Here is a 24,445-nt window from a genome sequence, read left to right on the forward strand (position 1 = left end):
AAGCACTACAAAACATTTGACGAGCCAAAAAAGCATGGGCATGATGGCCTCGCTCCCGCTAATCAGGGGCCCTGGCAAGGGCCTTCGGATCGCGCTCCAAGCTACCCACCCGAGCCGATTCGTGTCTGTACCGCCCACAAGGTGTGTTTGACGAGGTTGCGACTGGAACGAAGTTGTCCCGAGGGACGGAAGCTAACCAGGTAACCCGGCTACACACTGATGGATCGTACAAAGGCCCACGACGCCCGAAGACCGCCCGCAGTTTGCCCCTACCTGCTCAACTCCTCCTCTCGCCACTCGTTCATCCCGTCGCCTTCCCCGGCAAACCCGACATGACCGCCTAAGCTTCTGGTCAGCGAGCAGCCCTGCCTACGCATCGATTGCACGGCTGGAAAACGGATCTTCTAAACAAGACGCGACGAGGTTTACTCCCATGGCACTGACACGCGAACAGCAAATTGCAGCCCTCGAGAAAGACTGGGCTGAAAACCCACGCTGGAAAGGCGTGACCCGCGCTTATTCCGCTGCTGACGTCGTCCGCCTGCGTGGCTCGGTTCAACCGGAGCACACCTTTGCAAAACTCGGCGCCGAGAAGCTGTGGAACCTGGTCACCCAAGGTGCCAAGCCGTCCTTCCGTCCCGACAAAGATTTCGTCAACTGCATGGGCGCCCTCACTGGCGGCCAGGCAGTGCAACAGGTAAAAGCCGGTATCCAGGCGATCTACCTGTCCGGCTGGCAAGTGGCAGCGGACAACAACTCCGCTGAATCCATGTACCCCGACCAATCGCTGTACCCGGTGGATTCGGTTCCAACTGTGGTCAAGCGCATCAACAACTCGTTCCGTCGCGCCGACCAGATCCAGTGGAAAGCCGGCAAGAACCCAGGCGACGCAGGCTACATCGACTACTTCGCGCCAATCGTGGCTGACGCCGAGGCTGGTTTCGGCGGCGTACTCAACGCCTACGAGCTGATGAAGAGCATGATCGAGGCAGGCGCTGCCGGCGTGCACTTTGAAGACCAACTGGCGTCGGTGAAGAAATGCGGCCACATGGGCGGCAAAGTATTGGTGCCAACCCAGGAAGCCGTACAGAAGCTGACCGCTGCACGCTTGGCGGCTGACGTTGCCGGTACACCGACCATCATCCTGGCCCGTACCGACGCCAACGCCGCTGACCTGCTGACGTCGGACTGCGACCCGTACGACCAGCCGTTCGTCACCGGCGAACGTACCCAGGAAGGCTTCTACAAGGTGCGTGCCGGTCTCGACCAGGCCATCGCCCGCGGCCTGGCCTACGCGCCGTACGCCGACCTGATCTGGTGCGAAACCGCCAAGCCAGACCTGGACGAAGCCCGTCGCTTCGCCGAGGCGATCAAGAAGGAATACCCGGACCAACTGCTGTCCTACAACTGCTCGCCTTCTTTCAACTGGAAGAAGAACCTGGACGACGCGACCATCGCCAAGTTCCAGCGCGAACTGTCCGCCATGGGCTACAAGCACCAGTTCATCACCCTGGCCGGCATTCACAACATGTGGCACAGCATGTTCAACCTGGCGCACGACTACGCCCGCAACGACATGACCGCCTACGTGAAGCTGCAAGAGCAGGAATTCGCTGACGCAGCCAAAGGTTACACCTTCGTGGCGCACCAGCAGGAAGTGGGCACCGGCTACTTCGACGACATGACCACCGTGATCCAGGGCGGCTCCTCGTCCGTGACCGCGCTGACCGGTTCGACCGAAGAAGAGCAGTTCCACTAAGCACCGCGTACACGGCCACTGCGGCCCCAAGGAAGACCTAACCGCAGTGCCGCACAACAATCACGCCCCGACCTGTTCGGGGCGTTTTTTTTATCTCAAAATCACCACAAACCAATGTGGGAGCTGGCTTGCCTGCGATAGCGGTGCAGCAGTCGCCACATTCACTGACTGACACACCGCCATCGCGGGCAAGCCCGGCTCCCACAGGGAACGCGTCGAGTTGAAGATTTTACGCAAAACATTGATCCAGAGCGGTATTCGCTGCAACCAGATCGGTTAAAAGATCCCCGTCAACAACTAAGCCGCAATCAAGCAAGTAACGGCAACTTCCCCCGCCACACGAGAAACATTCGCTTAAACCCCACGCAAACAATATTCATTATCATTTGGCGCATGAAAACTTCGTTACAGCTTAAACAAAACACATTTGATTAAATGCCCGCTAATGCCCACCACACAAGGGTTGCAGCCCCATCGAGGTGCACTATGTCCTTATTCCATCGAATAATTTCGCTATAGGAATTTTACTTGCCCGGTGTTTAGCCATAAAATCACCGCGATTGATTGCAGTGCGACATATCGTCACTGCATCGTTACTTTTTTAAGCTCAGAGACCCTTGCTCTCTGTTAAGGACTTCCAGCATGACCGAAGCGACAGGACTCATGGCCCACAACTGGGGCTTTGCCATTTTCCTTCTCGGTGTTGTCGGCCTTTGCGCCTTCATGCTTGGTGTCTCCAGCCTCCTCGGGTCAAAAGCCTGGGGCCGCAGCAAAAACGAACCGTTCGAGTCCGGCATGCTACCTACAGGTGGCGCCCGCTTGCGGCTCTCAGCCAAATTCTATCTGGTCGCGATGCTGTTCGTGATCTTCGATATCGAAGCCCTCTTTCTCTTTGCCTGGTCTGTGTCCGTCCGCGAAAGCGGCTGGACCGGATTCGTCGAAGCTCTCGTTTTCATAGCAATTCTGTTGGCAGGCCTTGTCTACCTATTCCGAGTGGGCGCCCTTGACTGGGCACCGGAAGCTCGTCGTAAGCGGCAAGCGAAGCTGAAACAATGAGGCTTTGGCGATGCAATACAATCTCACCAGGATCGACCCGGATGCTCCTAACGATCAGTACCCTATCGGCGAACGGGAAACCGTCTCCGATCCGTTAGAAGATCAAGTCCACAAAAACATCTACATGGGCAAGCTGGAAGACGTGCTGAGTGGCGCGGTCAACTGGGGGCGTAAAAACTCCCTGTGGCCGTACAACTTCGGCCTGTCCTGCTGCTACGTGGAAATGACCACTGCCTTCACGGCGCCCCACGACATCGCACGCTTCGGCGCCGAAGTTATCCGGGCATCACCGCGCCAGGCGGATTTCATGGTTATCGCCGGCACCTGCTTCATCAAGATGGCGCCGATCATCCAGCGTCTCTACGAGCAAATGCTCGAACCGAAGTGGGTTATCTCCATGGGTTCGTGCGCCAACTCCGGTGGCATGTACGACATCTACTCCGTTGTCCAAGGGGTGGACAAGTTCCTGCCCGTGGACGTCTACGTGCCTGGCTGCCCGCCCCGCCCCGAAGCGTTCTTGCAAGGCTTGATGCTGTTGCAGGAATCGATTGGCAAGGAGCGTCGCCCACTGTCCTGGGTCGTTGGCGATCAAGGCGTTTACCGCGCCGAGATGCCTTCGCAAAAGGAACAGCGCCGCGAACAGCGAATCGCAGTGACCAACCTGCGCAGCCCCGACGAAGTCTGATCCAGCCCCGCTTCTTTTATAGAACGAAAACCTGGCTTCATTCTTTACGTTGACCGAAAGCGATAAAAAAACCATGACTACAGGCAGCGCTCTGTACATCCCGCCTTATAAGGCAGACGACCAGGATGTGGTCGTCGAACTCAATAACCGTTTTGGCCCTGACGCCTTCACCGCCCAGGCCACGCGCACCGGTATGCCGGTGCTGTGGGTGGCGCGCGCCAAGCTCGTCGAAGTCCTGACCTTCCTGCGTAACCTGCCCAAGCCGTACGTCATGCTCTATGACCTGCATGGCGTGGACGAGCGTCTGCGCACCAAGCGTCAAGGGCTGCCGAGCGGCGCCGACTTCACCGTGTTCTACCACCTGATGTCGATCGAACGTAATAGCGACGTGATGATCAAGGTCGCGTTGTCCGAAGGCGACCTGAGCGTCCCGACCGTGACCGGTATCTGGCCGAACGCCAGCTGGTACGAGCGTGAAGTCTGGGACATGTTCGGTATCGACTTCCCGGGCCACCCGCACCTGACGCGCATCATGATGCCGCCAACGTGGGAAGGTCACCCGCTGCGCAAGGACTTCCCTGCCCGCGCCACCGAATTCGACCCGTTCAGCCTCAACCTCGCCAAGCAGCAGCTTGAAGAAGAAGCCGCGCGCTTCCGCCCGGAAGACTGGGGCATGAAACGCTCCGGCACCAACGAGGACTACATGTTCCTCAACCTGGGCCCGAACCACCCTTCGGCCCACGGTGCCTTCCGTATCATCCTGCAACTGGACGGCGAAGAAATCGTCGACTGCGTGCCAGACATCGGCTACCACCACCGTGGTGCCGAGAAGATGGCCGAGCGCCAGTCGTGGCACAGCTTCATTCCGTACACCGACCGTATCGACTACCTCGGCGGCGTGATGAACAACCTGCCGTACGTGCTCTCGGTCGAGAAGCTGGCCGGCATCAAGGTGCCGGACCGCGTCGACACCATCCGCATCATGATGGCCGAGTTCTTCCGTATCACCAGCCACCTGCTGTTCCTGGGTACCTATATCCAGGACGTCGGCGCCATGACCCCGGTGTTCTTCACCTTCACCGACCGTCAGCGCGCCTACAAGGTCATCGAAGCCATCACCGGTTTCCGCCTGCACCCGGCCTGGTACCGCATCGGCGGCGTGGCCCACGACCTGCCGAACGGCTGGGAGCGCCTGGTCAAGGAGTTCATCGACTGGATGCCCAAGCGTCTGGACGAGTACCAAAAGGCCGCGCTGGACAACAGCATCCTCAAGGGTCGTACCATCGGCGTCGCCGCCTACAACACCAAAGAGGCCCTGGAATGGGGCGTCACCGGTGCAGGCCTGCGTTCCACCGGTTGCGATTTCGACCTGCGCAAGGCGCGCCCGTACTCCGGCTACGAGAACTTCGAATTCGAAGTACCGCTGGCGGCCAATGGCGATGCCTACGACCGTTGCATCGTGCGCGTCGAAGAAATGCGCCAGAGCCTGAAGATCATCGAGCAATGCATGCGCAACATGCCGGCCGGCCCGTACAAGGCGGATCACCCGCTGACCACGCCGCCGCCGAAAGAGCGCACGCTGCAACACATCGAAACCCTGATCACGCACTTCCTGCAGGTTTCGTGGGGCCCGGTCATGCCGGCCAACGAATCCTTCCAGATGATTGAAGCGACCAAGGGTATCAACAGTTATTACCTGACGAGCGATGGCGGCACCATGAGCTACCGCACCCGGATTCGTACGCCAAGCTTCCCGCACTTGCAGCAGATCCCTTCGGTGATCAAAGGCGAGATGGTCGCGGACTTGATTGCGTACCTGGGTAGTATCGATTTCGTTATGGCCGACGTGGACCGCTAAGCATGAACAGCACGCTTATCCAGACAGACCGTTTCACCCTGAGTGAAACCGAGCGCTCGGCCATCGAGCACGAGCTGCATCACTACGAAGACCCGCGCGCGGCGTCGATCGAAGCCTTGAAGATCGTCCAGAAGGAACGTGGCTGGGTGCCGGACGGCGCCCTCTACGCCATCGGCGAGATCCTCGGCATCCCGGCCAGCGACGTTGAAGGCGTGGCCACGTTCTACAGCCAGATCTTCCGTCAGCCCGTAGGCCGCCACATCATTCGCGTGTGCGACAGCATGGTCTGCTACATCGGTGGCCACGAGAAAGTGGTCGACGCGATCCAGACCAAACTGGGCATCGGCCTCGGCCAGACCACTGCAGACGGGCGTTTCACCCTGCTGCCGGTGTGCTGCCTTGGCAACTGCGACAAGGCGCCGGCGTTGATGATCGACGACGACACATTCGGTGACGTGCAGGCAGCTGGCGTGACCCAATTGCTCGAGGGCTACCCATGACCCTTACATCTTTCGGCCCGGCCAACCTGATCAAGCGTTCGCCTGAAACCCACCCGCTGACCTGGCGCCTGCGTGACGATGCCGAGCCGGTATGGCTCGACGAGTACCAGGCCAAGAACGGTTACGCGGCGGCGCGCAAAGCCTTCGCCGACATGGCCCAGGACGATATCGTCCAGACCGTGAAAGACGCCGGCCTCAAAGGCCGCGGCGGTGCAGGCTTCCCCACGGGTGTTAAGTGGGGCCTGATGCCAAAAGACGAATCCATCAACATCCGCTACCTGCTGTGCAACGCGGATGAAATGGAGCCGAACACCTGGAAAGACCGCATGCTGATGGAGCAACTGCCCCATCTGCTGATCGAAGGCATGCTGATCAGCGCCCGCGCGCTGAAAACCTACCGTGGCTATATCTTCCTGCGTGGCGAGTACACCACCGCCGCCAAGCACCTTAACCGTGCCGTGGAAGAAGCCAAGGCAGCGGGCCTGCTGGGCAAGAACATCCTCGGTTCGGGCTTTGACTTCGAGCTGTTCGTGCACACCGGCGCCGGGCGTTATATCTGCGGTGAAGAAACCGCACTGATCAACTCCCTCGAAGGCCGCCGCGCCAACCCGCGCTCCAAGCCGCCCTTCCCTGCCGCCGTGGGCGTGTGGGGCAAGCCGACGTGCGTGAACAACGTCGAGACCCTGTGCAACGTGCCGGCGATCATCGCCGACGGAGTGGACTGGTACAAATCGTTGGCCCGCGAAGGCAGCGAAGACATGGGCACCAAGCTCATGGGCTTCTCCGGCAAGGTCAAGAACCCTGGCCTGTGGGAACTGCCGTTCGGCGTGACCGCACGCGAGCTGTTCGAGGACTACGCCGGCGGCATGCGCGACGGCTACACCTTGAAAGCCTGGCAGCCAGGCGGCGCCGGTACCGGTTTCCTGCTCCCTGAGCACCTCGACGCACAGATGTATGCCGGCGGCATCGGCAAGGTTGGCACCCGGATGGGCACTGGCCTGGCGATGGCGGTGGACAACACCGTGAACATGGTCTCGCTGCTGCGCAACATGGAACAGTTCTTTGCCCGCGAATCCTGCGGCTTCTGCACCCCATGCCGCGACGGTTTGCCGTGGAGCGTGAAGCTGCTGATGGCCCTGGAAAAAGGCGAAGGCCGCGAGGGTGACATCGAGACCCTGCTGGGTCTGGTCGGTTTCCTCGGCCCAGGCAAGACATTCTGTGCTCACGCACCGGGCGCCGTGGAGCCATTGGGTAGCGCTATCAAATACTTCCGCTCGGAGTTCGAAGCCGGCATCGCGCCTACCAGCGCCGCCGTCCCGCCTCTGGCAAGGCCGATCGTAGTCGGCGCGTAACGCTTAAAGAAGCGAAGGGTCCGTGCCCTTCGCTTTCTCATGTGCCGGCGCCTTAACGGCTGTGTAGATGCACATGAATAACAAGATTCCATTAGCCACGCCCGCTGACAACGGGCCAACGAAGAACTTTGAACCATGGCCACTATCCACGTAGACGGCAAAGCGCTCGAAGTCGATGGGGCGGACAACCTGTTACAGGCGTGTCTGTCACTCGGCCTCGACATCCCGTATTTCTGCTGGCACCCCGCGCTTGGTAGCGTCGGTGCCTGTCGCCAGTGTGCGGTCAAGCAATACACCGACGAAAACGACACCCGTGGTCGTATCGTCATGTCGTGCATGACCCCAGCCACCGACAACACCTGGATCTCCATCGAAGATGAAGAATCCAAGGCGTTCCGCGCCAGTGTCGTCGAATGGCTGATGACCAACCACCCCCACGACTGCCCGGTCTGTGAGGAAGGCGGTCACTGCCACCTGCAAGACATGACGGTGATGACCGGCCACAACGAGCGCCGTTATCGCTTCACCAAGCGTACCCACCAGAACCAGCAACTGGGCCCGTTCATTTCCCACGAAATGAACCGCTGCATCGCTTGCTACCGCTGCGTGCGCTTCTATAAAGACTACGCTGGCGGCACCGACCTCGGTGTGTTCGGCGCCCACGACAACGTGTACTTCGGTCGCGTTGAAGATGGCGTGCTCGAAAGCGAGTTCTCCGGCAACCTCACCGAGGTCTGCCCGACCGGTGTGTTCACCGACAAGACCCACTCCGAGCGCTACAACCGCAAGTGGGACATGCAGTTCGCCCCGAGCATCTGCCATGGCTGCTCCAGCGGTTGCAACATCTCCCCGGGCGAGCGCTACGGCGAACTGCGTCGTATCGAAAACCGCTTCAACGGTTCGGTCAACCAGTACTTCCTGTGCGACCGTGGCCGTTTCGGCTATGGCTACGTCAACCGCGAAGACCGCCCGCGCCAGCCTCTGCTGGCCGGTGGCGCCAAGCTGAGCCTGGACGACGCACTGGATAAAGCCGCCGACCTGCTGCGCGGCCGCAACATCGTCGGTATCGGTTCGCCGCGCGCCAGCCTCGAAAGCAACTTCGCGTTGCGCGAACTGGTCGGTGCCGAGCACTTCTACACCGGTATCGAAGCCGCTGAGCTAGAACGCATCCGCCTGGTCCTGCAAGTGCTGAACGACAGCCCGCTGCCGGTTCCGAACATGCGCGACATCGAAGACCACGACGCCATTTTCGTCCTCGGTGAAGACCTGACCCAGACCGCTGCCCGCGTCGCCCTGTCGCTGCGCCAGTCGGTGAAAGGCAAGGCTGAAGAAATGGCCGACGCCATGCGCGTCCAGCCATGGCTCGACGCCGCGGTGAAAAACATCGGCCAGCACGCGCTGAACCCGTTGTTTATCGCCAGCCTCGCTGAGACCAAGCTCGACGACATCGCCGAAGAGTGTGTACACGCCGCGCCGGACGACCTGGCCCGCATCGGTTTCGCCGTGGCCCACGCCCTCGACGCCAGCGCCCCTGCCGTCGAAGGCCTGGACAGCGAAGCGGTGGCCCTGGCCCAGCGTATCGCCGACGCCCTGCTGGCCGCCAAGCGTCCACTGATCATTGCCGGCACCTCGTTGGGTTCCAAGGCGCTGATCGAAGCCGCTGCCAACATCGCCAAAGCCTTGAAGCTACGCGACAAGAACGGTTCCATCAGCCTGGTGGTGCCGGAAGCCAACAGCCTTGGCCTGGCCATGCTCGGTGGCGAGTCCCTGGACGCAGCCCTGCAAGCGGTGATCGACGGCAACGCCGACGCCATCGTGGTGCTGGAAAACGACCTGTACACCCGCACCGATGCCGCCAAAGTTGACGCCGCACTGGACGCAGCCAAGGTGCTGATCGTCGCCGACCACCAGAAGACCGCCACCAGCGAACGTGCCGACCTGGTGCTGCCAGCCGCCACCTTCGCCGAAGGCGACGGTACCCTGGTCAGCCAGGAAGGTCGCGCCCAGCGTTTCTTCCAGGTGTTCGATCCGAAGTACATGGACGCCAGCATCCTGGTTCACGAAGGCTGGCGCTGGCTGCATGCCCTGCGCGCCACCCTGCTGAACCAGCCGATCGACTGGACCCAGCTCGACCACGTGACCGCCGCCACCGCTGCGAGCGCGCCGCAACTGGCCCGCATCATCGATGCTGCGCCATCCGCCGCGTTCCGCATCAAGGGCATGAAACTGGCCCGTGAACCGCTGCGTTACTCCGGTCGCACGGCCATGCGCGCCAATATCAGCGTGCATGAACCGCGTACTCCACAAGACCCGGACACCGCGTTCGCCTTCTCCATGGAAGGTTACTCGGGTTCGGCCGAACCGCGTCAGCAGGTGCCGTTCGCCTGGTCGCCGGGCTGGAACTCGCCGCAGGCCTGGAACAAGTTCCAGGACGAAGTCGGTGGTCACATCCGCGCTGGCGACCCGGGCACCCGCCTGATCGAAAGCGCCGGTGATGCGCTGAACTGGTTCGCTGCCGTACCGCGTCCGTTCAACCCGGCCCAGGGCACCTGGCAGGTTGTGCCGTTCTTCCACCTGTTCGGCAGCGAAGAGAACTCTTCGAAAGCCGCGCCCGTGCAAGAGCGCATCCCTGCTGCCTACGTATCCGTGGCCAAGTCCGAAGCCGACCGCCTCGGCGTCAACGACGGTGCCCTGCTCAGCTTGAATGTTGCCGGCCAGACCCTGCGTCTGCCGCTGCGTATCAATGAAGAGCTGGGCGCTGGCCTGATCGCACTGCCGAAAGGCATCGCTGGCATTCCAGCGGCGATCTTTGGCAAAACCGTTGACGGTCTGCAGGAGGCAGCGCAATGACTTGGTTCACGCCGGAAGTAATTGACGTGATCATCTCGGTGGTCAAGGCCATCGTGATCCTGTTGGCCGTGGTCGTTGCGGGCGCCCTGCTCAGCTTCGTCGAACGTCGCCTGCTGGGCTGGTGGCAGGACCGTTACGGTCCGAACCGCGTTGGCCCGTTCGGTATGTTCCAGATCGCCGCCGACATGCTGAAAATGTTCTTCAAGGAAGACTGGACCCCGCCGTTTGCCGACAAGGTGATCTTCACCCTGGCACCGGTCGTGGCCATGAGCGCCTTGCTGATCGCCTTCGCGATCATCCCGATCACCCCGACCTGGGGCGTGGCGGACCTGAACATCGGCTTGCTGTTCTTCTTCGCCATGGCCGGTTTGTCGGTCTACGCGGTGCTGTTCGCCGGTTGGGCCAGTAACAACAAGTTCGCCCTGCTGGGCAGCTTGCGGGCTTCGGCCCAGACCGTGTCCTACGAAGTGTTCATGGGCCTCGCGCTGATGGGCATCGTGGTGCAGGTTGGCTCGTTCAACATGCGCGACATCGTCGAGTACCAGGCGCAGAACCTGTGGTTCATCATTCCGCAGTTCTTCGGCTTCTGTACCTTCTTCATCGCTGGCGTCGCCGTGACTCACCGTCACCCGTTCGACCAACCGGAAGCGGAACAGGAACTGGCCGACGGTTACCACATTGAATATGCCGGCATGAAATGGGGCATGTTCTTCGTCGGTGAATACATCGGCATCATCTTGATCTCGGCCCTGCTGGTCACGCTGTTCTTCGGCGGCTGGCACGGTCCGTTCGGCATCCTGCCGCAGTTGGCGTTCTTCTGGTTCTTCCTCAAGACCGCGTTCTTCATCATGTTGTTCATCCTGCTGCGCGCTTCCATTCCGCGTCCACGATACGACCAGGTGATGGATTTCAGCTGGCGCTTCTGCCTGCCGCTGACCCTGATCAATTTGCTGGTGACGGCCGCCGTTGTGTTGTTGAACACGCCCGCCGGCGCGGTTCAGTGAGGATTTGACCCATGTTCAAATATATTGGCGACATCGTTAAGGGTACTGGTACCCAGTTGCGAAGCCTGGTGATGGTTTTCGGCCATGGCTTCCGCAAACGCGACACCCTGCAATACCCCGAAGAAGCGGTGTACCTGCCGCCGCGTTATCGCGGCCGTATCGTGCTGACCCGCGACCCCGATGGCGAAGAGCGTTGCGTAGCCTGCAACCTGTGCGCCGTGGCGTGCCCGGTGGGTTGCATCTCCCTGCAGAAAGCTGAAACCGAAGACGGTCGCTGGTACCCGGACTTCTTCCGCATCAACTTCTCGCGCTGCATTTTCTGTGGCCTCTGCGAGGAAGCTTGCCCGACCACCGCAATCCAGCTCACGCCGGATTTCGAGATGGCCGAGTTCAAACGTCAGGACCTGGTGTACGAGAAAGAAGATCTGCTGATCTCTGGTCCCGGTAAAAACCCTGATTACAACTTCTATCGTGTTGCAGGTATGGCCGTTGCCGGTAAGCCGAAAGGCGCCGCACAAAACGAAGCCGAGCCGATCAACGTGAAGAGCTTGCTGCCTTAAGGAAGAAAGATGGAATTCGCTTTCTATTTCGCGTCCGGTATTGCAGTGGTGTCCACGCTTCGCGTGATCACCAACACCAATCCTGTGCACGCCCTGCTCTACCTGATCATTTCGTTGATCGCCGTGGCCATGACCTTTTTCAGCCTCGGCGCACCGTTCGCCGGTGTCCTGGAAGTGATCGCCTACGCTGGCGCCATCATGGTGCTGTTCGTGTTTGTGGTGATGATGCTCAACCTGGGGCCGGCTTCGGTCGCCCAGGAGCGCGTCTGGCTCAAGCCCGGCATCTGGCTCGGCCCGGTGATCCTGGCAGCCCTGCTGCTGGGTGAGCTGCTGTATGTGCTGTTCGCTCACCAGAGCGGCCAGGCCATCGGCCACACCACCGTAGACGCCAAGGCCGTGGGCATCAGCCTGTTCGGTCCGTACCTGCTGGTGGTCGAACTGGCTTCGATGCTGCTGCTCGCTGCAGCCATCACCGCCTTCCACTTGGGCCGCAACGAAGCCAAGGAGCAATGACGATGCCTGCTATTCCTTTGGAGCATGGTCTGGCGGTCGCCGGCATCCTGTTCTGCCTTGGCCTGGTCGGCCTGATGGTCCGCCGTAACATTCTGTTCGTGTTGATGAGCCTGGAAATCATGATGAACGCCGCCGCACTGGCGTTCATCGTTGCCGGCGCACGTTGGGGCCAGCCGGATGGACAAGTCATGTTCATCCTGGTGATCAGCCTGGCAGCCGCCGAGGCCAGTATTGGCCTGGCGATCCTGCTGCAACTGTATCGTCGCTTCCACACGCTTGATATCGACGCTGCCAGTGAGATGCGCGGATGAACATGATCTTTCTGACTTTCGTATTCCCCCTGATCGGTTTCCTGCTGCTGTCGTTCTCTCGCGGGCGCTGGTCGGAAAACCTGTCTGCCCTGGTGGGTGTGGGTTCCATTGGCCTGTCGGCCATCGTGACCGCCTACGTCATCTGGCAATTCAACGTGGCACCGCCGGAAGGTGGCCACTACACCCTGGTGCTGTGGCAGTGGATGTCGGTGGAGGGCTTCAAGCCCAACTTCGCCCTCTACGTCGACGGCCTGTCGATCACCATGCTCGGCGTGGTGGTGGGTGTGGGCTTCCTGATCCACCTGTTCGCGTCCTGGTACATGCGCGGTGAAGCCGGTTACTCGCGCTTCTTCTCGTACACCAACCTGTTTATCGCCAGCATGCTGTTCCTGGTGCTGGGCGATAACCTGTTGTTCCTGTACTTCGGCTGGGAAGGCGTGGGCCTGTGCTCGTACCTGTTGATCGGTTTCTACTACAGCAACCGTAACAACGGTAACGCGGCACTCAAGGCCTTTATCGTCACCCGTATCGGCGACGTGTTCATGGCCATCGGCCTGTTCATCCTGTTCCAACAGGTGGGCACGCTGAACATCCAGGAACTGCTGGTGCTGGCACCGCAGAAATTCCAGGTCGGCGACTTCTGGATCACCCTCGCTACCCTGATGCTGCTGGGCGGCGCCGTGGGTAAATCCGCGCAACTGCCGCTGCAAACCTGGCTGGCGGATGCGATGGCTGGCCCTACCCCTGTTTCCGCACTGATTCACGCGGCAACGATGGTAACTGCCGGTGTCTACCTGATCGCCCGTACCCACGGCCTGTTCACCCTGGCGCCGGACATCCTGCACCTGGTGGGCGTCGTTGGCGGCGTGACCCTGGTGCTGGCCGGCTTCGCAGCCCTGGTACAGACCGACATCAAGCGTATCCTCGCCTACTCGACCATGAGCCAGATCGGCTACATGTTCCTGGCCCTGGGCGTTGGCGCCTGGGACGCGGCGATCTTCCACCTGATGACCCACGCCTTCTTCAAGGCCCTGCTGTTCCTCGCGTCCGGTGCGGTGATCGTTGCCTGCCACCACGAGCAGAACATCTTCAAGATGGGCGGCCTGTGGAAGAAACTGCCACTGGCCTACGCCAGCTTCATCGTCGGTGGTGCCGCCCTGGCCGCCCTGCCGTTGGTGACCGCCGGTTTCTATTCGAAGGATGAAATCCTCTGGGAAGCCTTCGCCAGCGGTAACCAGAACCTGCTGTACGCAGGCCTGGTAGGTGCGTTCATGACCTCGCTGTACACCTTCCGCTTGATCTTCATCACCTTCCACGGTGAAGCCAAGACCGAAGCGCACGCGGGCCACGGCATTTCCCACTGGCTGCCATTGTCGGTGCTGATCATCCTGTCGACGTTCGTCGGTGCCCTGATCACCCCGCCACTGGCCGGTGTATTGCCAGAAAGCGCCGGCCATGCCGGTGGCGCTGCCAAGCACAGCCTGGAAATCGCCTCGGGCGCCATCGCCATCGCCGGTATCCTGCTGGCCGCGCTGCTGTTCCTCGGCAAGCGTCGCTTCGTGACCGCCGTGGCCAACAGTGGCATTGGCCGCTTCCTGTCGGCCTGGTGGTTCGCTGCCTGGGGCTTCGACTGGATCTACGACAAACTGTTCGTCAAGCCATACCTGGCCATCAGCCATGTACTGCGCAAAGACCCGCTCGACCAGACCATCGGTTTGATCCCGCGCGCCGCCAAGGCCGGTCACACCGCCCTGAGCCGCAGCGAGACGGGCCAACTGCGCTGGTACGCAGCGTCCATGGCTGCCGGTGCCGTGCTGGTGATCGGCGCCATCGTCGTGGTAGCGGTCTGACTATGAACTTTGCCAACTTTGCGAACTTGCGAAAGGAAACGAGCCTGTCATGATTCTGCCCTGGCTAATCCTGATCCCCTTTATCGGCGGCCTGCTCTGCTGGATGGGTGAACGCTTCGGCGCCACCCTCCCCCGCTGGATTGCGTTGCTGACCATGTCCCTGGAACTCGCACTCGGCCTCTGGCTGTGGGCCCATGGCGACTATTCATTTGCTCCGGCACCGGGTGTCGATCCAACGTTCGCACTTGAATTCAAGCACGTGTGGATCCAGCGCTTCGGCATCAACGTGCACCTGGCCCTCGACGGCCTGTCGCTGTTGATGATCCTGCTGACCGGCCTGCTGGGTATCCTCTCGGTACTCTGCTCGTGGAAAGAGATCCAGCGTCACGTGGGCTTCTTCCACCTGAACCTGATGTGGATCCTGGGCGGCGTTGTCGGCGTGTTCCTGGCGCTGGACCTGTTCATGTTCTTCTTCTTCTGGGAAATGATGCTGGTGCCGATGTACTTCCTCATCGCGCTCTGGGGTCACAGTTCTTCGGACGGCAAGAAAACCCGGATCTACGCGGCGACCAAGTTCTTCATCTTCACCCAGGCTTCCGGCCTGATCATGTTGGTGGCGATCCTGGGTCTGGTACTGGTCAACTTCAACACCACCGGCGTGATTACGTTCAACTACGCCGACCTGTTGAAAACCAAGATGTCCCTGACCACCGAGTACATCCTGATGCTGGGCTTCTTCATCGCGTTTGCGGTGAAGCTGCCGGTGGTGCCGTTCCACTCCTGGTTGCCTGACGCTCACGCCCAGGCGCCGACCGCAGGTTCCGTTGACCTGGCCGGTATCCTGCTGAAGACCGCTGCTTATGGTCTGCTGCGTTTCGCCCTGCCGCTGTTCCCGAATGCCTCGGCCGAGTTCGCGCCGATCGCCATGACCCTGGGTCTGATCGGGATCTTCTACGGTGCGTTCCTGGCCTTCGCCCAAACCGACATCAAGCGTCTGATTGCCTTCTCGTCCGTTTCCCACATGGGTTTCGTACTGATCGGCATCTACTCCGGCAGCCAGTTGGCGCTGCAAGGCGCTGTGATCCAGATGTTGGCCCACGGTGTTTCCGCCGCTGCCCTGTTTATCCTGAGTGGCCAGTTGTACGAGCGCCTGCACACCCGTGACATGCGTGAAATGGGTGGCGTGTGGTCGCGCATCGCCTACCTGCCGGCGATCAGCCTGTTCTTCGCCGCCGCGTCGCTGGGCTTGCCGGGTACCGGTAACTTCATCGGCGAGTTCCTGATCCTGATGGGTGCCTTCGTGCAGACGCCGTGGATCAGTGCCATTGCCACGTCCGGCCTGGTATTCGGTTCGGTCTACTCGTTGATCATGATCCACCGCGCCTACTTCGGCCCGGCCAAGTCCGACACCGTCCTGCAAGGGATGGATGCTCGTGAACTGATCATGGTGCTCGGCCTTGCGGTACTGCTGATCTACATCGGCGTGTACCCGCAACCGTTCCTGGACACTTCTGCCGCGACGATGCATGGCGTGCAGCAGTGGTTCGGCATCGCCTTCTCTCAACTCGCTTCGGCCCGGTAAGAGCGCTATGGAATTCACGATCCAACACTTTATCGCGCTTGCGCCGCTGCTGATTACCAGCCTCACCGTTGTTGCGGTGATGCTGGCCATCGCCTGGCGCCGCAATCACTCGCAAACGTTCCTGCTGTCCTGCGCCGGGTTGAACCTGGCCCTGCTGTCGATCATTCCGGCCCTCAAGGTCGCGCCACTGGCGGTCACGCCATTGATGATGGTCGATGACTTTGCCCTGCTGTACATCGCGCTGATCCTGGTGGCCACGCTGGCCTGCGTCACTCTCGCCCACGCCTACCTCGGCGAAGGCGGCACTGGCTACCCAGGCAACCGCGAAGAGCTGTACCTGCTGATCCTGCTGGCTGCGGCCGGTGGCATCGTGCTGGTCAGCGCACAGCACCTGGCGGGCCTGTTCATCGGCCTGGAACTGCTGTCGATCCCGACCTACGGCCTGGTAGCTTATGCCTTCTTCAACAAGCGCTCCCTGGAAGCCGGCATCAAGTACATGGTGCTGTCGGCTGCTGGTTCTGCGTTCCTGTTGTTCGGTATGGCCCTGCTCTACGCCGAAGCTGGCAGCCTGAGCTTCACCGGTATCGGCCACGCCCTGGCTACCACCAGCATGCCTGCACCGATTGCCCAACTGGGCCTGGCGATGATGCTGATCGGCCTGGCGTTCAAGCTCTCCTTGGTGCCGTTCCACTTGTGGACCCCAGACGTGTACGAAGGCGCCCCGGCGCCGGTGGCTGCGTTCCTGGCAACCGCGTCGAAAGTGGCTGTGTTTGCGGTGATGGTGCGTCTGTTCCAGATCTCCCCTGCTGCCAACACCGGCGTGCTCAGCGACGTGCTGACTGTGATCGCCATTGCGTCGATCCTGTTCGGTAACCTGCTGGCCCTGACCCAGAACAACCTCAAGCGTCTGCTGGGTTACTCGTCCATCGCGCACTTCGGCTACCTGCTGATCGCCTTGGTGGCGAGCAAAGGCCTGGCCGTGGAAGCCATGGGTGTGTACCTGGTCACCTACGTGATCACCAGCCTGGGTGCATTCGGCGTGATCACGCTGATGTCCTCGCCGTTCAAAGGCCGTGACGCCGACGCCCTGTACGAATACCGCGGCTTGTTCTGGCGCCGTCCGTACCTGACCGCCGTACTCACCGTGATGATGCTGTCCCTGGCTGGTATTCCGCTGACGGCGGGCTTTATCGGCAAGTTCTACATCGTTGCCACCGGCGTTGAAGCCCACGAATGGTGGTTGGTTGCTTCCCTGGTACTGGGCAGCGCCATCGGCGTGTTCTACTACCTGCGCGTGATGGTCACCCTCTACCTGATCGAGCCAAACCTGCGTCGTGTGGATGCCGAGCTGCATTGGGAACAGAAGGCAGGCGGCGTGATGCTGCTGGCCATCGCCCTGCTCGCGTTCTTCCTGGGCGTGTACCCACAACCGTTGCTCACCCTGGTGCAGCACGCGGTGTTGGGCGTTTGATTGCTTAAGTCGACGTGGTAAACAAAACGGCGCCTTCGGGCGCCGTTTTGCATTTGTTGCGATAAGTAAATTCCATAAGGAATTCCTGTGGCGAGGGAGCTTGCTCCCGCTGGGGCGCGAAGCGGCCCCAAAAAGGTCACCGCGTTATCCCTGATAAATCTCAGTGCCTGGCTTCGGGGCCGCTACGCAGCCCAGCGGGAGCAAGCTCCCTCGCCACAACTATGTGCTTGGCAGTTGCGCGAATGCACCTCGGACTTTTCTGACTTTACGTATATCTCCTGACTGGCATCCAGTTCTTCGGAGCTAAGCGTACAGTTTCCGTCGCATACGCAAACTACGTAGGAAAACACATGAAACGTGAAATCTTTTCCGAACTGGTCGAAGGCTTCGACGCACTGGCAAGCGAGCGCCAAGGCAAAATCACGCTACGGACCCACAAGGTCCAACTAAACAAACTCTCACCCCTTACCGCCGAAGAAGTGGTCGCCGTACGCCAACAGCTCAACCTCTCCCGCTCGGTATTTGCCATGTATCTGCGCACCAATACCCGTACGCTGGAGAACTGGGAGCAAGGCCGAGCCAAACCCAATGCCCAGGCAGTGACCTTGATCCGCTTGGTGGAGCGTTTTCCGGAAACCGTGGCGCAACTTGCTGCATTGAGTTAACACCACATACCCGTGTGTGGGGGCTTGCCCGCGAATGCGGTGGTTCAGTGCCAGAGGAGGTGACTGATACGCCGCTATCGCGGGCAAGCCCGCTCCCACAGGGGATCGGGTTCACATCACCCAACTGTGGGAGCTGGCTTGCCTGCGATTGCGGTAGATCAGTTGCATCGGTGCTGGCGTCAGAACGCGATACCGACCTTCACCCCATACTCATCCCGCTTGAGCCTGGTGTTATCCGCCACCTCGGAATCTTCATCCAGCTTGTACTCAGTGCGGGTGTAGTACAGACCCGCAACCACAGGCAGGTCACCCTTCTGGTTCATCAACAGGCTGACTTCGGCGTATGGGTTGGTGCGGTCCTTGAGGTCCACGGTGTCGCTGCCCAGGCCGGCTACCTTGATCTTGGCGCGACTGTCGAGGGTGCGGCGGGCGCCGGCTTCGACGCGCAGGGTCATGTCATCGAACTGGTGGTTGTAGCCCAGGGCGGCCTTGGCGAAGGGCGATTTGCTGGTGAGCTCCAGGTCTTCGTTGTTGGAGTCCAGCTCGTAGCGGGTCCAGCTGTAGCCGCCGCCTGCAATCACATCGACCGAGTTGCGCGCATCCAGCGCGGCACGCCAGCCGAGGTCCAGGTCGGCCTGGCCATCTTTTAGTTTGTTGTCGCTCTTTTTGCCGTACTTGGCGGTAACGCCCGCCTGGTAGATAAAGCCGGACTCAGCGGTGAGCTTGTTGCCGAAGTTATAGAACAGGCCCGCTTCGGGCAGGTTGTCCTTGTCACTTTGGCTGCCGCCTTCGAGCTTGAAGTCGTTATAGGCGCCCAGGATACCGAAGGTAGAAATCGGCCCCGTAGGCGGTGCGGCGAACACCATGGCAGGCGCTGCGACTAGCGCAAATACCGAGGTGTTCTTGAGGAATGTTCCGAATAGCTTGGACATCGTTTTACAGCTCCTTGTCTGGTGAGCAAATTACTCCGGAACCGCTTCGAGCCTAAATGTAGGAAAAAGGTTCGCATTCATTTGCGCAGACAAAGAGATAAAACGGTTCAGCGATGGCTCTATCTCGATATTTCTAGCTAGATGCCATTATTAAGCCATTAACTTTCTCGACCAACGACCCGTCCTCCGGCAAGCGAATCCCAAAGGTTTCCCTGAGCAGCGCCAGGAGTTCATCGGCCTGTTTAATCGTGTGTTTTTCACTGGGCCGATCCAGGTGGTGGACTGCGTAGTGGGCGTTGTTCAACGTGTAGCGTTTGCCCGCCGCCAACCGCGCGACTTTCAACTGGCCGAGAAACGGCGAACCCGGATGCGTGGACACGTACCAGTTGCCAATCTCATAGTCGATATCCGCCTGCTCTTGCAGGTCGAACACATACAACCCACGCCACTCCCCGGCGACTTCAGCCCATAACGTGTAGCTTTCGTCCGCGTTGTGCGTCAGGCGATAGAATTCGTGAGCCGTGGCCTGATCCGCCTCGCTGTCCAACCGCAACGGGCCGCTGGGCACCATGCCACCAAAGCCGACGTCGGTGATGTAGCGCACCCCGTCCAGGGTCACCAGGCTCAAGCGATGGGTGCGTGCCGTGCGTGCATCCGCCGGCCCGCCCATCACCACCCGACCAGTAATGCCCCGCGCATCAAAACCGAGTTCCTGCAACAGGGCCAGGAACATCTGGTTCAGCTCGTAGCAATAACCCCCTCGCCCATCGAGCAGCACTTTGCGCTCGACACTGGCCAGGTCGATGGGCACCGGCAGGTGCAGCAAGGTGGACAGGCTTTCAAAGGCAAAGGTGCACACATGGCGCAGTTGCAGGTCGCGCAGGGTTTGCAGGGTGGGTGCAGGCGGCGTGTCGTAGCCCAGGCGTTGCAAGTAAAGCTGGCGATGGGTCAGGTCGGGCATGGCGCAATCCTTGGGCACAGTACAGAGGCGACACTATGCCGCGCCGACATGCAGATTGTCATTTTGAATGAACCTTTTTGAACGCCGCCCTATCCATTTATAACAACACAGGGAGGCAACATGAGTAGCGCAAAAATCTACACCATCCACTACCAACTACACGGTCAACCGAAGTCCTTTGTGGTACGCGCCGAAGTGATGAACAACGCCGAGGCCTGGCATTGGGCGGCAGTGGACGCCGACATTGCCCACGTAAGCCGCATCGGCCGCGTCGGTCATGAGCAAGTGAAAAAGACCACCCGGCCCTGGGCGGAGAAATTCGGCGTCACCGAAGTGACGTGGACCGCACCCAAGTAACTAAAAGCCCCGCCGAAGCGGGGCTCTTTATGTGCGATGTGCGAAGATGCGCGCCTACGCCACTGGAGACCGCCCCGGATGTTCGAGCTCAAACCCTGCGACCCTGTCACCTACCGCCGCCAAACCCGCCGCAGCACGCTGATCGTCGCGGTGGTGTTCCTGGCACTGGCGATGTTGCTGTCGAGCCTGGCGGTGATGCTGTTCGGCGAACCGGGCGGTGACAACTTCCGCTTCAATGTCGGCGGCGTATTTGCCGGCGTGCTGATCACCCTGGCCCTGGTGCGCGGCCCGTTCTGGACCCAGCCGTGGCTGGCGCCAGCGGTGTATGGCTGGCAGCTCAAGCGCAGCCTGATGAGCGTGACCAATGTGATGCACAAGGTCACCGAGGGCGTACAAGCCAACGACCCGACGGCGATCAAGCTGCTGCGTTTTTACCACTTGGGACTGACGCAGATGCATGCCCTCGACGCCAACTCCAGCGCCCAGGCGCATCTCCTCAGCGAGGTCGAGGCGCACAAGGCGAAAATGCAGGCGCTGGGCATCGACACCGAACAGACACGCCTTGATCCGGCGTGGCTGGAACAACTGCGCCATTAAGCGACCCGACCGGCGCGCCAGCAGAACAACGCACTCACGGCAATCGCGGCGCCGGCCAGGCCGAACACCAGCGGCGCCGACGCCACCGGCAGCAACAACCCCGCCAACAATGGCCCAAGGCCCGCACCGATATCCCGCCACACCGCGTTCGAGGCCAGCGCCGACACCCGCATCGCACCGGGGTTGCGTTCGGCCACCAGGGTGGTCACCAGCGGCAGTTGCAGCGCACGCAACACCAACACCGCCGCCGCACCGACGATCACCCAGTAGCTGGCAAACGCGGTCAGGGCCAGGGCACTCATAAACGAGAACAGCAGCAACATCGAGGTCGCGCCGAAACGCTGGGCCGCACGCCCACCCAAGGGGCTCAGGAGCATTTCCGAGACATAACGCAGCGCCATCAATCCGCCGGCGATCAATACCGCATCGCCGCCAAGAATCTTCTGCGCCTGGATCGACAGGCCAAAGATAAACAGCCCATCCAACGCCACGCCTTCGATAAACGACCACAGCGCCACACTGTCGGGCCACTTGAAGCGGCGCCCGCTGCTGTGCAGATCATGGCCGGCGACGGGCAAGCCGCGCGCCACCCACAGGCCCACCAGGCAGCAACCGGCGAGGATCAGAAAGATCGGGCGCGGCCCGGCCCATAACGTCAGCCAACCGCCCAGCGGCAGCGCAAGCATCGGCCCGAGGGCGATCACTGCCCGTGAGCGTCCGGCCCGGCGTGCGGCGCCTGCGGGTTCCGAGGTCGCCAGCACTTGGGTGGACAGGTTCAACGCGGCAAAACACAGGCCCCAGACCAACCGCAACCCCAGCAATGCGGCAAAGCCCGACAGCATCGAGTTGCCCAAGGCACACAGCGTCGCGGCGCCGGCGGCGATCATGCAGGTCAGGCGGTCGCCGTTGCGTGCGTAGAAATTCAGCACATGGCGGTAGCCGAAAATTCGCACCAGACGGTTGGCCGCCAGCAATACCCCGGCCTGGGCCAGCGTGATGCCGAAGGCCTGGGATTCCATCGGCAGCAGCAGGTACAGCAGCACATCGCTGGGCAGGCATAAAGCCAGGGTCAGCGCAGCGCAGCGGGATTGGGTGTCAGCAGTGCGTTGGGCCAGGGCGGTCATAAATCTGAAACATCCCGAAACATTCAGGTCGCCACGTTAGCCCTCCCCCCGCGTGTTTTACAACGGCCTGGTGGGCTTTTTTCCATAGGGCAGCAAACGCAACACGCTGGCCACGGCGCCCACCAACGCAAACACGCAGCCCAGCCACAACGCAGTTTGCGGGCCGCTGTCGGCGAACAGGTGGAAACACAGCGCCACCAGCGACGCCCCCAGCGTCTGCCCCAGCAACCGAGAGATCGCCACGATGCCACTGGCCCCGCCACTGCGGGCGAGCGGCGCGCTGGTCATGATGGCCTTGAGGTTGGGCGACTGGAAGAAACCAAAACCGGCACCACACAAAGCCATGCGCCAGCCAATGTCCACGGCCGACGCTTCATTGCCCAGGCTGGCCAGCGCCGCCATGCCCAGGCTCAGCATCAACAGTCCAATGCCGCACAACGCCCCCAACGACACGCGATCAGCCAGGCGCCCCGCCACCAGCGCCATCACCGCCACGACAGCCGGCCACGGCGTCATCAGAAAACCGGTTTCCACCTGACTATGGCCAAGCACTGCCTGCAACAGAAACGGCAGCGACACAAACGCCAGGCCCTGGGCACTGAACGCGCAAATCGCGGTGAGGGACGACAAGGCAAACACCGGCCGCTTGAACAGGTCCACCGCCAGCATTGGCGCCGGGTGACCGGCCTGACGGCGCAGCAGCAAGGCGCCGCACAGCAACGCCACCGCGATCAAGCCCAGGGTCAGCGCGCCCTGGGCACCATGCACCGCCGTGCCCAGGCCCAATACCAGCAGGGCGAACAACCCGGCACACAGCACCGCCGCCAGTCGGTCAAACGCGTGCCCGGTCATCGGCAGGGTCGGCAACGAACGCAGACCCAAGGCCAGGGCCAACACCCCCAGCGGCACATTGATCAGGTACAACCAGTGCCAGGTGGTCACCGCCAGGATCGCCGACGCGGCCGTCGGCCCAAGGGTAAACGCCAACCCCACCACCAGCGAGTTGTAGCCCAGGCCACGCCCCAGCATGCGGGATGGGTAGATATGCCGCAGCAACGCGGTGTTCACGCTCATGATTGCCGCCGCCCCGAGCCCCTGCACCACCCGCGCGGCGGTGAGGGTTTCCAGCGAGCCGGCCAGCCCGCAGAACAGCGACGAGACGATAAACAACAGCAACCCGCCGAGGTACACGCGGCGATGCCCCAACACCTCGCTCAGCGACGCAAAGGGCAGCACCGTGGCAATGATCGCCAGTTGATAGGCGTTGACCACCCAGATCACCGAGGCCGAGTCAGTGCCAATGCCCTCGGCCAGTGTCGGCAACGCCGTGTTGACGATGGCCGTGTCCAGGGTCGCCATGCCGATCCCCAGGGAGATCGCGATCACGGCCGGCAGGCGTTTATTGAGGGGCAGCCCATCGGCAACAACAGACATGAACACTCCGCGCAGGTGGAAAAGGCCTCTAGAGTACGGGCCGCACGGAGTTTTTTCAGCGGCTGATTACCTAGCTGTCAGGATTTTCATGTTCAGCGCCAATCAACGCGCCAGCGCAGTCAAATCCAACCGCCCGGCCTGAACCGGCGGGCACCAGTAATAACCACCGGTCAGCGGCATGCTGATGCGGTACAGGCCATCGACAATGCCGTCTTCCAAGCCACTCATGCGGCGCAGTTGCGCTTCGAACGCATCGAAGGAATGCCCGAACGCGAGAAACATCAACCCGGCCTGACCGTTCTCGGCCCATGGCATCGAGCGGCGCACCACGAAGGCTTCCGGGGTGAAGCTTTCCTGGGCGGTGCGTTTGACGTGGGCGGATTCCGGGGCGTCGTCGAGTTCTTCGTTGTCGCCATGGCGACGGCCGATGATGTGATCACGCTCCTGCGCCGGCAACGCGGCGAAGCCGTCGAGGTCGTGCTGCCATTGCTGGATCGCGGCGAAGCTGGCGCCGCTGTCGGTCAGGGCGGCTTCGACGGCGGCGTCGTCGTGGGGATTTTCGGTGCCGTCTTCGTAGTCGGTGAGGTCGAAGCCGGTCTTGTAGCGGAAGCCTTCGGTCATCTGCACCAGGCTGAACGCCGGGGCCAAGGCCTTTTCAAAGGCGCGGCTGCGCAACAGCAGTTCGCCACGGTCAACGCCGTGCAACCACACCCACAACGCCTGCTGGGTGGACGGGTTGTGCGCACCCGGGCCGCTGACAGTCGGGAAGCTGCGCAAGCCGTCGATCTGTACGTCCAACGCGTTGACCAGCGGCTCACCGAAACCGACCACCACCTGCGCATCCGTCAACTGCACCAGCGCATCAAGCGCAGCGGGCACGGCGGCCAGGGAATCCACGGCGAAAAACAGATGGCGTGCCTGCAATGGCACCGGTGCGGCAAGAATGCCCGGCTGGTACTGACTCATGTGAACTCCTTCAAGAAAGCCGCGCAGTTTACCCGCAGGCGTACAAGAAAGCGCGCAA

The 24,445-nt window shown here is 61.2% G+C and carries 22 protein-coding genes; 17 read left to right on the forward strand and 5 right to left on the reverse strand.

Annotation, left to right across the window (positions count from 1 at the left end; translation table 11 throughout):
• Nucleotides 1-433: 433 nt before the first annotated feature.
• The 15 genes from aceA (at nt 434) to ACU688_RS27090 (ending at nt 18,016) form a co-directional block, all read left to right on the forward strand.
• Nucleotides 434-1,759, forward strand: coding sequence for an isocitrate lyase (gene aceA / locus ACU688_RS27020; RefSeq protein ID WP_017737152.1), 1,326 nt, complete (start codon nt 434-436; stop codon nt 1,757-1,759).
• A gap of 642 nt (nt 1,760-2,401) precedes the next feature.
• Nucleotides 2,402-2,815, forward strand: a complete 414-nt coding sequence (locus tag ACU688_RS27025; protein ID WP_003219575.1) for an NADH-quinone oxidoreductase subunit A — start codon at nt 2,402-2,404, stop codon at nt 2,813-2,815.
• A 10-nt stretch (nt 2,816-2,825) separates the two neighbouring features.
• Complete coding sequence (locus ACU688_RS27030; protein ID WP_012724951.1) at nt 2,826-3,500, forward strand: NuoB/complex I 20 kDa subunit family protein; 675 nt, start codon at nt 2,826-2,828, stop codon at nt 3,498-3,500.
• Nucleotides 3,501-3,573: 73 nt separating this feature from the next.
• Nucleotides 3,574-5,358, forward strand: coding sequence for an NADH-quinone oxidoreductase subunit C/D (nuoC, locus tag ACU688_RS27035; protein ID WP_207043773.1), 1,785 nt, complete (start codon nt 3,574-3,576; stop codon nt 5,356-5,358).
• A 2-nt stretch (nt 5,359-5,360) separates the two neighbouring features.
• Complete coding sequence (nuoE, locus tag ACU688_RS27040) at nt 5,361-5,858, forward strand: NADH-quinone oxidoreductase subunit NuoE (protein WP_017737149.1); 498 nt, start codon at nt 5,361-5,363, stop codon at nt 5,856-5,858.
• Nucleotides 5,855-7,210 (forward strand): NADH-quinone oxidoreductase subunit NuoF, encoded by a 1,356-nt coding sequence (nuoF, locus tag ACU688_RS27045; RefSeq protein ID WP_105698604.1) that lies wholly within the window; start codon nt 5,855-5,857, stop codon nt 7,208-7,210. Before nuoE ends, nuoF begins: the two co-directional genes overlap by 4 nt.
• A gap of 135 nt (nt 7,211-7,345) precedes the next feature.
• Nucleotides 7,346-10,060 carry an NADH-quinone oxidoreductase subunit NuoG gene (gene nuoG, locus ACU688_RS27050; RefSeq protein ID WP_448187087.1) on the forward strand — a complete coding sequence of 905 codons (2,715 nt, stop codon included), beginning with the start codon at nt 7,346-7,348 and terminating at the stop codon, nt 10,058-10,060.
• Complete coding sequence (gene nuoH / locus ACU688_RS27055) at nt 10,057-11,064, forward strand: NADH-quinone oxidoreductase subunit NuoH (RefSeq protein WP_017737147.1); 1,008 nt, start codon at nt 10,057-10,059, stop codon at nt 11,062-11,064. The genes nuoG and nuoH overlap by 4 nt, the downstream gene beginning before the upstream one ends.
• 11 nt (nt 11,065-11,075) lie before the next feature.
• Nucleotides 11,076-11,624, forward strand: coding sequence for an NADH-quinone oxidoreductase subunit NuoI (gene nuoI, locus ACU688_RS27060; protein WP_003174725.1), 549 nt, complete (start codon nt 11,076-11,078; stop codon nt 11,622-11,624).
• A 9-nt stretch (nt 11,625-11,633) separates the two neighbouring features.
• Nucleotides 11,634-12,137, forward strand: a complete 504-nt coding sequence (gene nuoJ / locus ACU688_RS27065) for an NADH-quinone oxidoreductase subunit J (RefSeq protein WP_003219561.1) — start codon at nt 11,634-11,636, stop codon at nt 12,135-12,137.
• 2 nt (nt 12,138-12,139) lie between these two features.
• Nucleotides 12,140-12,448: an NADH-quinone oxidoreductase subunit NuoK gene (gene nuoK, locus ACU688_RS27070; RefSeq protein ID WP_003174727.1), complete on the forward strand. Its 309-nt coding sequence runs from the start codon at nt 12,140-12,142 to the stop codon at nt 12,446-12,448.
• On the forward strand, nt 12,445-14,298 hold the full coding sequence (gene nuoL / locus ACU688_RS27075; RefSeq protein ID WP_448187088.1) for an NADH-quinone oxidoreductase subunit L: 1,854 nt from the start codon (nt 12,445-12,447) through the stop codon (nt 14,296-14,298). Before nuoK ends, nuoL begins: the two co-directional genes overlap by 4 nt.
• Before the next feature lie 49 nt (nt 14,299-14,347).
• Entirely contained in the window at nt 14,348-15,880 is a 1,533-nt protein-coding gene (nuoM, locus tag ACU688_RS27080; RefSeq protein WP_448187089.1) for an NADH-quinone oxidoreductase subunit M, read from the forward strand.
• Between the two features lie 7 nt (nt 15,881-15,887).
• Nucleotides 15,888-17,351 carry an NADH-quinone oxidoreductase subunit NuoN gene (nuoN, locus tag ACU688_RS27085; protein WP_257780347.1) on the forward strand — a complete coding sequence of 488 codons (1,464 nt, stop codon included), beginning with the start codon at nt 15,888-15,890 and terminating at the stop codon, nt 17,349-17,351.
• 350 nt (nt 17,352-17,701) lie between these two features.
• Complete coding sequence (locus tag ACU688_RS27090; RefSeq protein ID WP_448187090.1) at nt 17,702-18,016, forward strand: helix-turn-helix domain-containing protein; 315 nt, start codon at nt 17,702-17,704, stop codon at nt 18,014-18,016.
• A gap of 179 nt (nt 18,017-18,195) precedes the next feature.
• Here ACU688_RS27090 and ACU688_RS27095 read toward each other — a convergent pair whose 3' ends face one another.
• Both ACU688_RS27095 and ACU688_RS27100 read right to left on the reverse strand, forming a co-directional pair.
• The gene (locus ACU688_RS27095; protein WP_448187091.1) at nt 18,196-18,948 is read right to left on the reverse strand and encodes an outer membrane beta-barrel protein; all 753 of its coding nucleotides are present in this window, start codon (nt 18,946-18,948) and stop codon (nt 18,196-18,198) included.
• Nucleotides 18,949-19,081: 133 nt separating this feature from the next.
• A complete protein-coding gene (locus ACU688_RS27100; RefSeq protein WP_448187092.1) occupies nt 19,082-19,909 on the reverse strand; it encodes an arylamine N-acetyltransferase family protein in 828 nt (275 codons plus the stop codon).
• A 120-nt stretch (nt 19,910-20,029) separates the two neighbouring features.
• On the opposite strand from ACU688_RS27100, the gene ACU688_RS27105 reads away from it, so the two are divergent.
• Entirely contained in the window at nt 20,030-20,266 is a 237-nt protein-coding gene (locus ACU688_RS27105) for a DUF6555 family protein (RefSeq protein ID WP_448187093.1), read from the forward strand.
• A 78-nt stretch (nt 20,267-20,344) separates the two neighbouring features.
• Nucleotides 20,345-20,863 (forward strand): DUF3087 family protein, encoded by a 519-nt coding sequence (locus tag ACU688_RS27110; protein ID WP_448187094.1) that lies wholly within the window; start codon nt 20,345-20,347, stop codon nt 20,861-20,863.
• Here ACU688_RS27110 and ACU688_RS27115 read toward each other — a convergent pair.
• From ACU688_RS27115 to ACU688_RS27125, 3 genes are all read right to left on the reverse strand, one after another.
• Complete coding sequence (locus ACU688_RS27115) at nt 20,860-21,987, reverse strand: MFS transporter (RefSeq protein WP_448187095.1); 1,128 nt, start codon at nt 21,985-21,987, stop codon at nt 20,860-20,862. The genes ACU688_RS27110 and ACU688_RS27115 overlap by 4 nt on opposite strands.
• Before the next feature lie 57 nt (nt 21,988-22,044).
• Nucleotides 22,045-23,421: an MFS transporter gene (locus ACU688_RS27120; protein ID WP_448187096.1), complete on the reverse strand. Its 1,377-nt coding sequence runs from the start codon at nt 23,419-23,421 to the stop codon at nt 22,045-22,047.
• 102 nt (nt 23,422-23,523) lie between these two features.
• Entirely contained in the window at nt 23,524-24,387 is an 864-nt protein-coding gene (locus tag ACU688_RS27125; RefSeq protein ID WP_448187097.1) for a Dyp-type peroxidase, read from the reverse strand.
• Nucleotides 24,388-24,445: the final 58 nt, after the last annotated feature.

This window comes from Pseudomonas acericola (SeqCode), from assembly GCF_053456465.1.